The organism is Halosimplex halophilum, from assembly GCF_004698125.1.
Taxonomy (GTDB): Archaea; Halobacteriota; Halobacteria; order Halobacteriales; family Haloarculaceae; genus Halosimplex; species Halosimplex halophilum.
Map to the genome: position 1 here is coordinate 514,224 of NZ_ML214297.1, position 12,403 is coordinate 526,626.

A 12,403-nucleotide genomic window follows, 5' to 3' on the forward strand; every position below is an offset into this window, starting at 1 on the left:
GCGTTTTTCCCGCGGCCCGCCCGTGATCGGAGCGTGACTATCCGCGGCGTCGTCGTCGACGTGAGCGACCCGAAGACCGTCTCGACGCAGTACGGCGAGAGCGAACTCGTCGAGGTGGGCCTCAGACCCGACCGTGGCCGGGGTGAACCGACGACCGTCACGCTGTGGGACAAGTGGACCGAGACGGCGACGTACCTCGAAGCCGGGATGGAACTCGCCGTCACGAACCCCGAACAGCGGGAGTACCGCGGCGAGCAGCAGTTCTCGACGACCGGCGACTCGATGGTCGTCGTCGAACCGGACTTCCTCGTGGACGTGACCGACGTGCGCTCGTGGGTGCAGTGCCCGCGGATGTACTACCTCAACAAGATCGGCGGCACGCCCAACGCCTACCCCGTCGTCAAGGGGACCATCGTCCACGAGGTGTTCGGCGACCTCCTCCGGGGCCGGGATCTGGACGAATCCATCGACGAGCGGGTCGAGGAGGCTGGACTCGAACTCGGGATGCTCGGCCGGACCGCCGACGAGGTGCGCGAGGAGGTGCGCCAGCACGCCTCGGCCATCGAGGGGTGGCTCCAGCAGGGGACGCTCACCGACGAGGACGAGTGGCGCTCGGAGATGACGCTGGTCAGCGAGACCTACGGGCTGAAGGGGCGGGCCGACGCCGTCCGCCGCGGGATGCCCGTCGAGCTGAAGACGGGCAAGAACACCAAGCGCGACCCCCGCTTCCACGACAAGGTGCAGGCGACCTGCTACGCGCTCATCCTCGGCGAGCGCCGCGGGGAGCCGCCCGACACGGGCACCCTCCTCTACACCAAGAACGCGGCCGTCGAGCGGACCGAGGAGAGCGGCGACCTCTCGCCGGCCAAGGAGTTCTCCATCGGCTCTGGCTTCCTGAAGTTCGTCCTCCGGACCCGGAACGCGCTGGCGGCGATGGAGTACGGCGTCGACGTGCCGACCGGCTACGAGGCCGACGCCAAGTGCGAGTACTGCTTCGAGCAGGACACCTGCATGGCCGTCTCCGGCCGGCTGGACCAGGAGTCGAAGGCCGGCCAGGTCGGCTCGCCGATCCCCGAGGAAGAGCGCGAGTACTTCGACCGCGTCTACGAATCGATCGAGCGCGAACGGCGCGCGGTCCACCGCGAGTACGCGAAGCTCTGGGAGCAGAGCCCCGAGGAGCGGGCCGACGACGACCGGGCGCTGGTGGACCTCGAACCCACGGAACGGACCGAACTCGACGGCGGCCGGTGGGAGCTTCGCGCCCGGGGGACCGGCGCCGTCTCGAAGATCCGCGAGGGCGACCTGGTGCTGGCCAGCGACGGCGACCCGATCCGCGGCGAGGCCGAACTCGCCCGCGTGGAGCGGCTGGGCGGGGGTGTCGACGACCCCGAGTCCGACGAGAAGGGGCCCGAGGTCGTCGTCACGGCCGACGAACCCGTCGAACTGCGCCGTATCGACGTGTACCCCTCCGAACTCTCCACGGACCGGATGCTCACCGCGCTGCACGACGCCGTCCTCACGCAGTCGCCCGACGAGAAGGACGTGCTGTTCGGCCGCCGCGAGCCCGACTTTTCGGCCGTCGAGGAGACGTTCGTCCCGAACAACGACGCACAGGACGAGGCCGTCGAACTGGCCGTCGGTTGCGAGGACTGCGCGCTTGTCCACGGACCGCCCGGGACCGGCAAGACGTATACGCTGGCATACATCGTGCAAGCGCTGGTCGACCGCGGCGAACGGGTCCTGCTCTCGGCCTTTACGAACCGCGCGGTCGACAACGCGCTCGAAGCGCTCGTCGAGCAGGGCTTCGACGAGTTCGTCCGGGTCGGCACCGAGAGCGGCGTCCGCGAGGACATGCAGGAGTACCGGCTAGAGCGGGCCGGCGACCCCGACGAGCGGGTAGCCGAGTTGCGGGACGCGAACGTCGTCGCGGCGACGACGGCCACCTGCGGGTCGCGGATCATGCGCGAGCAGGAGTTCGACGTTGCCGTTGTCGACGAGGCGGGCCAGCTCACCGAACCCGGGACGCTCGCCGCGACGAACCTCGCCGAGCGGTTCGTGCTCGTGGGCGACCACCAGCAACTACCCCCCGTGGTACAGGCCGACGAGCCCGACCTCGACGACCTGCCGACGGGCGACGACGGGGAGCCCGCTCCGGGCGCTGCGCTCTCCCGGTCGCTGTTCCAGCGGCTCATCGAGCGCTATCCGGACGCCTCGGTCATGCTCGACCGGCAGTACCGCATGGCCCAGCGCATCCAGGCGTTCGCCTCCCGGGAGTTCTACGACGGCCAGCTCCGACCGGCGACCGGCGAGGTCGCCGGCCAGCACCTCGGCCAGCTCGACGGCGTCGACGTGGCGGCGCTGCCCGAGCACCTCCGCGGCCAGGTGGCGTTCGTCGACCCCGACGGGAGCGCGCGGGGCAACACGAACCCGACGGAGGCCGACGCGGTCGCCGAGACCGTCGCGGCCTACCGCGAGGCGGGCGTCCCGGCCGGGGAGATCGGCGTCATCGCGCCGTTCCGCGCGCAGGTCGCCGAGATCGGCAAGCGGCTCCCCGACGCGGTCGCCGTCGACACCGTCGACCGCTTCCAGGGCTCCAGCAAGGAGGTCGTCGTCATCTCGTTCGTCGCCACGGGGTCGCTCGACTCCCCGATCTTCGAGGACTACCGCCGCGTCAACGTCGCGCTCACGCGAGCGAAGAAGGCGCTCGTCCTCGTCGGCGACGCCGACGCGCTCGCCACCGACGACACCTACGGCCGCATGGTCGAGTGGGCCCGCTGACCACGCCGACCCGATCTCCCGCTCCGACCCCGTCACTCGCCGCGTTCCACTTTCGCCCCGTGGCTATCACTTTTGACTAGTGAATCGCCGCTCCACTTTCACCGTGTGGCGAGGTTTTATCCCTAGTTCCGTACCGTTTCAGTTTCACTCCGTGGCGTGGATTTTAGTAGTGGTATCGACGCCGAGAGATGTCGCCGGGGTGGGAAAGTATAAGCGGGCGGCGGACACGGAGGCGGGTATGTTTCGGCTGGTCGCGGCGAGCGAGGCGATCCGCGGGGCGGTCCCGGCGGAGCTGGTGCCGGTGTTCGGGCTCGTCACGGTCCTCGGCGGGTCGAAGTTCCTGATGGTGGCGCTGTCGCTGGCGTACTGGAACGACGGGTCCCGGCGCCGGGAGCTGCTGACGGTGGTCGGCGTCGCGTTCGTCGCGGTGTCGGTGACGCTGGCGCTGAAGTACGGGTTCGGCCTGCCGAGGCCGCCGGCGGCCGCCCGACGGGTCGCGGTCGACCCCAGCCCCGTCGGCTTCCCGAGCGGACACGCCATCGCGGCGACGACCGTCTACGGGGGCCTGCTGGTCGCGCTCGACCGCTACCGCGACCCGAAGTTCCTCGCGGGGGCGGGCGCGCTGGTGGCGCTCGTCGGCCTCTCGCGGGTCGTCATCGGCGTCCACTACCTCGGCGACGTGCTCGCGGGCTTCGCCGTGGGACTGGTGATGGTCGGCGTGGTCGCCGTCGCCCTCGACCGCGGCCCGACCCCGGTGTTCGGCCTCGCGGTCGTCTGCTCGGTCCCGGCGGTGCTCCTGGCTGCGGCCCCGGGCGACGCGGCGCTCGCGATGGGCGGCAGCGTCGGCGGCCTGGCGGGCGCGGCGTGGCGGACCGGCGCCGAGCGGTTCCGCTCGCTGGTCGAGCGCGTCGCGGTCACCGCCGGTGGCGTCGCGTACCTCGTGGCGACCATCGCCGTCGTCCAGACGGTGGAACCGCTCTTCCTCCCCGCGGCGGCCGCCAACGCCGCGCTGACGTTCGGGATCGTCGCGCTCCCCTCGCTGGTCGGCCGGTTCGACGCGTTCGCGGGGGCGAGCGCGACCGACTGAGCTGGCTGACGGCGCCGAGGCGAGAGAGGGTACCGGACCGGCAAGTTCTCGGGGGCGGCGGTGTTACTGGCGAGCGTGCCAGTCGAACTCCCACTGGGCGAGGGGACCGTCTCCGTCTCGCTCCCCGACTGCGACGTGACCGTCTGCCGGCCGCCCGGCGGCGAGGCGGTCGACCCGCGCGATGCGGCCGAGGCGGCGGTCGCCGACCCGCACGGGCCGCGGCTCGCCCGCCGCGTCGACCCCGACGACACGGTCGGGATCGTCGTTACGGACGTGACCCGCGCGACCCCGGACGACGTGCTGCTGGACGTGTTGCTCGACGAACTCCGTTCGGCGGGCGTCGCCCGCGAGCAGGTGACCGTGATCATCGGGCTGGGACTGCACCGCCCGATGAGTGACGCGGAGATCGAGCGCGCGCTGGGCGACCACGCCGACCTCGCCGTCAACCACGACCCCGACGCGACGGTCGAGGTCGGCGAGGTGGACGGAACTCCTATCGAGATCAACGAGACGCTGACGCGGGTCGACACCGTCCTCGCGACGGGGATGGTCGAGCCCCACCAGTACGCCGGCTTCTCCGGCGGCGCGAAGACCGTCGTGGTCGGCGCCGGCGGCGAGTCGCAGATCGGCTACTCCCACGGCCCCGAACTGCTCGCGCGCGACGGCGTCCGCCTCGGGCGCGTCGACGACAACCCCTTCCGCGCGTTCGTCGACGAGGCCGGCGACCTGGCGGGCGTCGCGTTCTCCCTGAACGTCACCCACGGCCCGAGCGGCATCCTCGGCGCCGCCGCGGGCGATCCCCGGCCAGTGGTCCGCGACCTCGCCGACACGGCCCGGGAAGCCCTCGCGACGCCCGTCGAGGACGGCTACGACGCCGTCGTCGCCGGCGTCGGCGCGCCGAAGGACGCCAACCTCTACCAGACGACGCGGGCCGCCACCTACGTCGTGCTGGGGGCGCACAACCCACTCCGGGACGGCGGCCGGGTCGTGATCCCGGCGGCGCTCCCCGAGGGCGCCGGCGAGGGGACGGGCGAGCAGCGGTTCTACGACTGGCTCTCCTCGGCGGAGAGCGCTGAGGCGCTCTACGACGAGATGCGCGAGGGGTACGAACCCGGCGCCCAGCGCGCGTTCGTCGTCGCTCGCACTCTCCGGGACCAGGACATCTACGTCACGAACAGCGAGGCGCCCGAGGTAGTCGAGGAGTGTCTGATGCACGCACGCGATTCGGTGGCCGACGCCGTCGAACCCGGCAGCGACGTGCTGGTCGTCCCCGACGCGCTCGACACGCTGCTGGTCTGAACGGCGGAGCGGCGCGATGCAGTAGCGCCGCCATCAGGTCCGTTCCCGCTCAGTTCGCACCGAGCCCGGTATCGGCGGCGTCCTCACCGATCTCGTCCATGACGCGCTCGTGGAAGCGCTGGAGCACCTCGCTCTCGTCCTCGGCGAGCACCACGTCCGAGGCCATCAGCGTCGCGAGCCCGAACGCGCGGGGCGACGGCGACCGCACGCGGTGGTGCTCGACGGCGACCTCCTCGCGCTGGACCGCCCCGAGCACGTCCTCGATGGCGTCGACGTTCAGCTTGTCCTCCAGGATCTCGCGGTAGGTCTCCTCGATCACGGCGAACCCGTCGAGGTCCTCGGCGAACCCCAGCAGCATCTCGGAGTTCATCTGCTGTTCGGCCGCCGACTTCTCGTAGCCCTTGTACCGTTTCAGGATCATCAGCGCCCGCGTCGCGTTGATGCGGAAGTACCGCTGGAGGAGGTCGGTCCCCTCCAGACTCGCTCGCAGGTCCGCGCGAACGTCGTCGGGGTGGATGTCGTCGATCACGCCCAGCACGTCCACCTTCCGGTTCAGCGGCATCGAGAGGGTGAAGCCGTTGTCGGCGACGGCGACCTGGACGTTGGCGTTGGCCTCGCGGGCGATCCGGTAGGCCAGTAGCCGGGAGAACCCGTCGTTGAACCGCCGGCCGTAGTTGGAGTGGACGTAGTAGCGGCGCTCGTACTCCTCGCGGTCGAGTTCCTCCTCGACGACCAGCCGCTCGTCGGTGCTGACGCTCTCGAAGCCGGCGTACCTGACCTGCTCCTCGAACATCCGCGCGACGGCGCGGACGCTGTTCTCGTCCAGCGGGAACTCCCGCAGCCAGTGGCGCACCGCGCCGGCGCCGCCACGGTCGAGCTTGTCCAGCAGCTCCCGCTGGAAGGCGAGGATCTCCCGGCCGAGGTCGTAGGAGAGCGGCAGCCGCTCGGAGAACCACGACGGGACGGTCGGGCGGGCGCTCGTCGGGTCGACGTACACCTTCGACCCGCGGCGGTAGCGGTACTCGAAGTTCTGCCCGCCGAGGACGAACACGTCGCCCGACTCCAGGGTGTCGAGGTACTCCTCGTCGAGCTGGCCGACCCACTCGTCGCCCGAGCGGGTGAACACGTCGCAGGTGAAGGAGTCGGGGATGGTGCCGATGTTGGTCATGTAGATGACCCGCGCGAGCCGGCCGCGCTTGCCCATCAGGTCCTCGCCGACGGGGAACTGTTCGTAGTGGTGTTCGCCGTCGGGCGGGTCGTTGGTGTCGCGCCAGACCTTCGCGTAGACGTTCTTGTCCTCCATCCCCGCGTAGTCGGCGGTGAGATAGCGCAGCAGCGACTCCCACTCCTCGTCGCTGTAGTTCCGGTAGGGGTAGGCCCGTTCGAGGATGCCCCGGATCTCCGCCTCCGGCCGGACCTCGGCGATCGCCATCCCGTAGACGTGCTGGGCGGCCACGTCCTGGGCGCGCTCGGGGACGAACACGCGGTCGACGAACCCCGCCTCGGCCTTCCTGAGCATCACCGCGCACTCGACGAGTTCGTCCCGGTCGAGCGCGACGACCCGCCCCGTGACGGTCTCGCCGAGCTGGTGGCCCGCGCGACCGACCCGCTGGAGGAGGGCGGCGACTGACTTGGGCGACCCGACCTGCACGACCAGGTCGATGTACGGCATGTCGATCCCCAGTTCCAGGCTCGTCGAGGTGGTCACCACGTCGAGGTCGCCCTCCTTGAGCTTCCCCTCGATCTCCTGGCGGCGCTCCTTCGAGAGGCTGCCGTGGTGACAGCCGGAGTTGTCCTCGTCGTAGTCGTCGTTGCGCTCCCGGAGGTTGTGCAGGACGCGCTCGGCGCCCGACCGGGTGTTCGTGAACACCAGCGTGTTGGTGTGGTCCTGGATCAGGTCGTGCAGGTCCCGGTAGAACCTGTCGTTGACCACGTCCGGCGGCGTGTTCACCAGGTCGTCCGTCGGACAGACCAGTTCCACGTCGAACTCGCGGGCGAACCGGGCGTCGACGAGTTCGTAGTCGCGGGGGTCGCCGCCGGGCGACTCCTGGCCCACGAGGAACTCCGCCATCGCGTCGAGCGGTTCGACCGTCGCCGAACAGCCGATGCGGGTCGGCGACCCGTCGGCGAGCGCCTCCAGTCGCTCCAGCGACACCGAGAGGTGCGTCCCCCGCTTGTTCTCGGCGAGGCTGTGGATCTCGTCGACGACGACGTACTCGACCGTGCGGAGTTTCTCCCGGAACTTGGGACTGTTCAGGAGGATCGCGAGCGTCTCCGGCGTCGTGTTGAGGATGTGCGGCGTCTCGTCGAGCATCTTCTGCCGGTCGGCGTCGCTGGTGTCGCCGTGGCGGATCGCGTGGCGGATCTCGGCGTCCTCGCCGCGCTCGTCGAGTTTCTCGGTGATGCCGTCGAGCGGCACCTCCAGGTTGCGGTGGATGTCGTTGGCGAGCGACTTGAGCGGCGAGACGTACAGGCAGTAGACGGAGTTGTCCAGCCCCTCGGCGCGCTCGCGGCGGAACAGCTCGTTGATGATGCTGGTAAAGGACGCGAGCGTCTTCCCCGATCCCGTCGGCGCCGCGATGAGCGCGTTCTCGCCCTCGTGGATGAGCGGGACGGCCTCCTTCTGTGGCGGCGTGAAGAACCCGCCGTTCTCGGGGACGAACGCGCCGAACTGCTCGACCCACCACTCGCGGACCGGCGGCTCCAGCAGGTCGAGCACGTGGCCGTCGTCGATCTCGGCGTCGGCGGCGTCGACACCCACGTCTGCCGTGTCCAGCAACTCGCGTCCTCCCATGTGGCCTCGGCTCCCCGGTTGGGACCGCGCCGTCAAGTGGGTTTGGACCGCGGGGCGAAAGTGGTCACCCCTCGAAGGCGTTGTCCGTCAGGACGAGCAGCGCGCCGACGACGAGGACGGCGCCGACCGCCAGGGCGACTTCGACCGGCCCGCTCCCGAGCGCGTCGATCCGGAACCCCCAGGCCTCCCGGATGACGACGTACCCGAGCGCGACCGTCGCGAACAGGAGTCCGGCGGCCTTCGCGAGCGGAGACTCGATGCGAAATCCCATGTCGTGGAATCGTCCCGTTCGAGTTATATGTTTTTCCCGGACCGACCCGACCACACCGGGGACGGGAGCGGACGGGCCGCAACTCGGCGGGACGCCGCCGGGCGAGTCGCCACCGGGCGGGTCGCCGCCGGGGAGCCGCCGCCCGGCGGACGCATCGACAGCACGGCACGACTTTTCAGCCTCCCGCCCGACGAGTCGGATATGCGCGTCACGTTCCTGGGCACGGGCAGCGCGATGCCGACCGGCGAGCGGTTCCAGACCGGCATCCTGCTGGAGTCGGCCGGCGGGGATCTGCTCGTCGACTGCGGCAGCGGCGTCCTCCACGGCCTCCAGCGGACCGATGTCGGGTACGAGGGTATCGACGCCGTGCTGCTGACCCACCACCACCTCGACCACGTCTCGGACCTCATGGCGCTGCTGAAGGCCCGCTGGCTCGCCGGCGCGACCGACCTGACTATCGCCGGCCCCCAGGGAACGGCCGAGCTCGTGACCGACCTGCTCGGCGTCCACGAGTACATGCGGGACCGCATGGACCTGACCTTCCGCGAGGTCGGCCCGGAGGCGTTCTCGCTCGCCGGCTTCGACGTGACCGGCTTCGAGGTCCGACACTCGATGTACTGTCTCGCCTACCGGTTCGCGGAGTCCGAGTCGTCGGCGTCGAGCGAGCGCGACCGCCCGGCGTTCGTCTTCAGCGGCGACACCGAGGCGTTCCCGGGACTCGTCGAGTTCGCCGACGGCGCGGCCGTCCTCGCGCACGACTGCTCGTTCCCCGACAGCGTCGACGTGGACAACCACCCCACTCCGAGCGAGCTGGGCCGGACCCTCGCCGAGGCCGACGGCGAGGTCGGCCGCGTGTACCTGACTCACCTCTACCCGCACACCGACGGCCGCCACGAGGAGATGCTCGACTCGGTCGCCGACCGCTACGACGGGGACGTTCGGTTCGCCTCCGACGGGCTCTCGCTCGACATCGACTGACCCGTTCGGCGGCGGCGTCAGTCGCCCGTCTGACGGGTCTTTACGTCCTCCGGCGGAGGACACTCGCACGGGCGCGCAGCGACGGCCTCATTCCCATCCTCCCCACCGCGCGCCCGCCCATCCACTCCAAGGCGCCCAGCGGTCGCGTGTCCGCGACCGCGTCGTTTCCCGCACCCGCCGAGTCACTCGTCGGCGACGAACCGCCGGTAGAGCGCGACGGCGACGAGACCGACGAACACGAAGACGAGCAACTGGCCGACGACGCTCGCGAGCGCGACACCGCCGGGCGGGCCGGCGGGGAACAGCGGGGGTGGGGACACGTCTCCGTAGTCTCCGCCCGCTGGAAAAGTCCTTTCGGCTGTCACGTGCGGCGCGCGGCCGTCGCGGTCAGGCGGCGGCCGCCTCGTCGCCGCGGAGGAACGCCCGGATCTCCGGCAGGTCGGCGGGCGCGGCCATCAGCGCCACGTCGTCGCCGGCCTCGATCTTCGTCTGTGGCAGCGGGATCTCCATCGGCTCGTCGGCGCGGCCGTGGGCGTAGATATGCGCGTCGCCCTGCAGGTCGACCTCGACGACGCGCCGACCGATCTGTGGCGACCCCTCGGGGATGGTCACGGTCGCAACGGAGAGTTCCTCCGTGAGGTCGGCGAGGACGTTGAAGTCCCCGCCCAGCAGCGCGGTCTTGGCGCCGGCGGCGCCGAGCCGCTCGGGGTAGATGATCTCGTCGACGTCCTCGGCGTACTTCTCGTAGATCTCCTGGCGGTAGTCCTCGTCGATGCGCAGGGCGGTCCGAAGGCCGTAGTGCTTGCCGAGCATGCACGCCGAGAAGTTGGTGTTGAGATCGCCCGTCAGCGCGCCGACGGCGTCGGCGTCGGCGATGCCGGCCTCCTCCAGGGTGGACTCCTCTGCGCCGTCCCCCTCGACGACGGTGAACCCCTCCTCGCGGGCGCGCTCGACCTTGGCCGGGTCGTTGTCGACGATCACCAGGTCGTGGCCCTCGCTCCGGAGGATGCGGGCCGTCCGCATCCCGACGCGACCGAATCCGACGATGACGAACTTCATGGGACTCCGTACCACGCCCGACCACAAAACTGTACTCCCGGACGGGGCACCGATACGGCGGGCCGGCGATCAGTGGTCGCGCAACGACCGCTCGTTCGTCCGCGTCTCGGTCCCCGGGTCGAAGCCGGGGCTGTCGGTCGACTCGCGACTCCCGGTCTCCCGGTCGTCGGTCTCGAAGTGCGCGACGCCGACCCCCGCGACGACCGCGAGCACCGTGACGACGCCCGTCCAGACCACCGCGTCCGGGAACGAGGCCGCTGCCGACACGAACGAGGGGGCGTTCGCGTCGCCGCCCCCTGTCGTCGCGTACCAGGTCACCGAGACCCACGCGACCAGTAACCCGCCCAGCGCGCCGGCGGCGACGATGCCGACGAACCGGCGGGACGGGGTCGCCACGCCCCGCCGGCGGACTGCCAGCACGCCCAGCGCCATTCCAGCGCCGATGACCACGATATCGCCGGCCAGTTGACCGGCCTGGAGGTACGCCAGGACGGTCGCCCCGGTGGACCCGAACTGCGGGAGCGACGCCGCGACCCCGACACCGTCGCCCGCGGTGATGGCGAGGTCGGCGACGGAGTTCAACAGGTATCCGGTGCCGGCCACGGTGGCCGCTCCGAGGGCGAGCGGTCCCAACTCTGTGGCCGACCGAACGGGCGCGCCGTCCCCGCGGGCTGACGCGAACGCGACGCCCGCCAGCGCGGCCACCGTGAAGACGCCGGGAACGCCGACGAGCAGCGTCACGACGGTGAGTAACCCCAGGAACGGGTTCGACCCGTTCGGGCCGTTGAGGACGACCCATCCGGCCAGGACCAGGAGCAACACCGTCGTGCAGGTGCCGGCGACGACGCCGACGTACCGCAGGTACGCTGGGCCCACCTCGCGGTGGCGGGCCTCGCGATACCCCAGCGCGCAGGCGCCGGCGAGCACGGCGACCGTTCCGAGCGCCCACAGCCCTTCCCAGAGGGCGAAACGGACGCTGGACGACCCGAGGTCGGCCAGCCACGCGGGTCCGCGGATCGGGACGACCGCGGGACCGAACTGGACGGCCAGGGCGAGGACTGTCAGGACTGCCGGGAGGAGGACCGTTCGAGCGGCGCGACGCATATCGGTCGTTCGGCCGTCTGGTTATTAAATAATTTTCCGTTCACACGTTTGCCCGGCCTCGCCGGACGGATCGCCGCGTCCGTGGCACACAAGAGCGTCGCGGCACAACGGTCGGGTATGGTCCGAGAGATCACCGTGACAGGCATGAGCTGCGGCGGCTGCGAACAGTCCGTCGAGGAGGCGCTGGAGGGCGTCGCGGGCGTCGAGTCGGCCTCTGCGGATCGAGAGGCCGAGACGGCGACCGTCGAGGGCGACGCCGACACCGACGACCTCGTCGCGGCCGTCGAGGACGCCGGCTACGAGGCGTCGGCCTGACCGGCGGGCCGCCGGACTACCGGACCGCGCTCGAACCGGCGAGGCTTGCAGCGCCCGGGCAGGGGCACTTGCCCGCGGCACGGCTAGCCCGACCACCATGAGCGCCATCTCGCGCCGCGAGATGCTGGCGGCGACCGGACTCGCCGTCTCCGGCGGTCTCGCGGGGTGTCTCCTCCGACAGCAGGGCCCGGGGACCGGCCACATCTACATCGAGAACACGGACGAGACGGCCCACCGCGTCGCGCTGTGGGTCGCACAGCGGTCGGTCGACGACGCCGCAACCCCCGGCGAAACCGGAGCCGTCGGCGCGACCGGAACTGACGGAGGAACGGGAAGCGGCGAGGGGACCGGCGACGTGGATCCGATCGTCGCGGCCTGGTACCGCGTCCCCGAAGGCGACGCGGTGGAGTTCCAGAACGTGATCGAGCCCGGCCAGGGGTACGAGGTGCGCGCGGCGCTGCCGGACGCGCCGCCCGCCGACCGGATCACCGGCGTCGTCGACCCCTGCTCCGGCGAGGCCGCGGGCGAGCGCGTCGTGAGCGTCCGCGTCCGCCCGGACGGCCTCGGGATCATCCCCTGGGGCTGCGAGGACACCTACACGAAGGGGGACATGGAGTACGTCGACGCCGGCGAGCGCCGGATCGAACCGGTCGAGGGGACGGTCGCGGCCCCCTCGACGTAGTCGCGCGGCGACGGCGACGCGAGGCAGTCCGGGAGT

General features: G+C 71.1%; 11 protein-coding genes. 6 read left to right on the forward strand and 5 right to left on the reverse strand.

The window, feature by feature from the left end; translation table 11 throughout:
- Window positions 1-33: 33 nt before the first annotated feature.
- The 3 genes from E3328_RS02700 (at window position 34) to E3328_RS02710 (ending at window position 5,164) form a co-directional block, all read left to right on the forward strand.
- Window positions 34-2,778 (forward strand): AAA domain-containing protein, encoded by a 2,745-nt coding sequence (locus tag E3328_RS02700; protein ID WP_135363082.1) that lies wholly within the window; start codon window positions 34-36, stop codon window positions 2,776-2,778.
- 238 nt (window positions 2,779-3,016) lie between these two features.
- Window positions 3,017-3,865, forward strand: a complete 849-nt coding sequence (locus E3328_RS02705; RefSeq protein WP_135363083.1) for a phosphatase PAP2 family protein — start codon at window positions 3,017-3,019, stop codon at window positions 3,863-3,865.
- Window positions 3,866-3,940: 75 nt separating this feature from the next.
- Window positions 3,941-5,164, forward strand: coding sequence for a lactate racemase domain-containing protein (locus E3328_RS02710; protein WP_135363084.1), 1,224 nt, complete (start codon window positions 3,941-3,943; stop codon window positions 5,162-5,164).
- Between the two features lie 49 nt (window positions 5,165-5,213).
- On the opposite strand, the gene E3328_RS02715 is transcribed toward E3328_RS02710, so the two are convergent.
- Together E3328_RS02715 and E3328_RS02720 are read right to left on the reverse strand one after the other, a co-directional pair.
- Window positions 5,214-7,958: an ATP-dependent helicase gene (locus E3328_RS02715; RefSeq protein WP_135363085.1), complete on the reverse strand. Its 2,745-nt coding sequence runs from the start codon at window positions 7,956-7,958 to the stop codon at window positions 5,214-5,216.
- Between the two features lie 64 nt (window positions 7,959-8,022).
- Complete coding sequence (locus E3328_RS02720; RefSeq protein WP_135363086.1) at window positions 8,023-8,229, reverse strand: hypothetical protein; 207 nt, start codon at window positions 8,227-8,229, stop codon at window positions 8,023-8,025.
- Between the two features lie 201 nt (window positions 8,230-8,430).
- On the opposite strand from E3328_RS02720, the gene E3328_RS02725 reads away from it, so the two are divergent.
- Window positions 8,431-9,207 (forward strand): MBL fold metallo-hydrolase, encoded by a 777-nt coding sequence (locus E3328_RS02725; protein WP_135363087.1) that lies wholly within the window; start codon window positions 8,431-8,433, stop codon window positions 9,205-9,207.
- Window positions 9,208-9,389: 182 nt separating this feature from the next.
- On the opposite strand, the gene E3328_RS21705 is transcribed toward E3328_RS02725, so the two are convergent.
- The 3 genes from E3328_RS21705 to E3328_RS02735 form a co-directional block, all read right to left on the reverse strand.
- On the reverse strand, window positions 9,390-9,527 hold the full coding sequence (locus E3328_RS21705) for a hypothetical protein (RefSeq protein ID WP_167837276.1): 138 nt from the start codon (window positions 9,525-9,527) through the stop codon (window positions 9,390-9,392).
- A 67-nt stretch (window positions 9,528-9,594) separates the two neighbouring features.
- Window positions 9,595-10,266, reverse strand: a complete 672-nt coding sequence (locus tag E3328_RS02730) for a potassium channel family protein (protein WP_135363088.1) — start codon at window positions 10,264-10,266, stop codon at window positions 9,595-9,597.
- A 69-nt stretch (window positions 10,267-10,335) separates the two neighbouring features.
- A complete protein-coding gene (locus tag E3328_RS02735; protein ID WP_135363089.1) occupies window positions 10,336-11,370 on the reverse strand; it encodes a hypothetical protein in 1,035 nt (344 codons plus the stop codon).
- 117 nt (window positions 11,371-11,487) lie between these two features.
- On the opposite strand from E3328_RS02735, the gene E3328_RS02740 reads away from it, so the two are divergent.
- Together E3328_RS02740 and E3328_RS02745 are read left to right on the forward strand one after the other, a co-directional pair.
- On the forward strand, window positions 11,488-11,685 hold the full coding sequence (locus E3328_RS02740) for a heavy-metal-associated domain-containing protein (RefSeq protein WP_135363090.1): 198 nt from the start codon (window positions 11,488-11,490) through the stop codon (window positions 11,683-11,685).
- A 97-nt stretch (window positions 11,686-11,782) separates the two neighbouring features.
- The gene (locus E3328_RS02745) at window positions 11,783-12,367 is read left to right on the forward strand and encodes a hypothetical protein (RefSeq protein WP_135363091.1); all 585 of its coding nucleotides are present in this window, start codon (window positions 11,783-11,785) and stop codon (window positions 12,365-12,367) included.
- The last annotated feature ends 36 nt before the right edge of the window (window positions 12,368-12,403 follow it).

Coding starts and splice junctions, on each gene's coding strand:
- E3328_RS02705 (WP_135363083.1), top strand. CDS start 3,017: ATGTTTCGGCTGGTCGCGGCGAGCGAGGCGATCCGCGGGGCGGTCCCG.
- E3328_RS02715 (WP_135363085.1), bottom strand. CDS start 7,958: ATGGGAGGACGCGAGTTGCTGGACACGGCAGACGTGGGTGTCGACGCC.
- E3328_RS02720 (WP_135363086.1), bottom strand. CDS start 8,229: ATGGGATTTCGCATCGAGTCTCCGCTCGCGAAGGCCGCCGGACTCCTG.
- E3328_RS02725 (WP_135363087.1), top strand. CDS start 8,431: ATGCGCGTCACGTTCCTGGGCACGGGCAGCGCGATGCCGACCGGCGAG.
- E3328_RS02730 (WP_135363088.1), bottom strand. CDS start 10,266: ATGAAGTTCGTCATCGTCGGATTCGGTCGCGTCGGGATGCGGACGGCC.
- E3328_RS02735 (WP_135363089.1), bottom strand. CDS start 11,370: ATGCGTCGCGCCGCTCGAACGGTCCTCCTCCCGGCAGTCCTGACAGTC.
- E3328_RS02740 (WP_135363090.1), top strand. CDS start 11,488: ATGGTCCGAGAGATCACCGTGACAGGCATGAGCTGCGGCGGCTGCGAA.
- E3328_RS02745 (WP_135363091.1), top strand. CDS start 11,783: ATGAGCGCCATCTCGCGCCGCGAGATGCTGGCGGCGACCGGACTCGCC.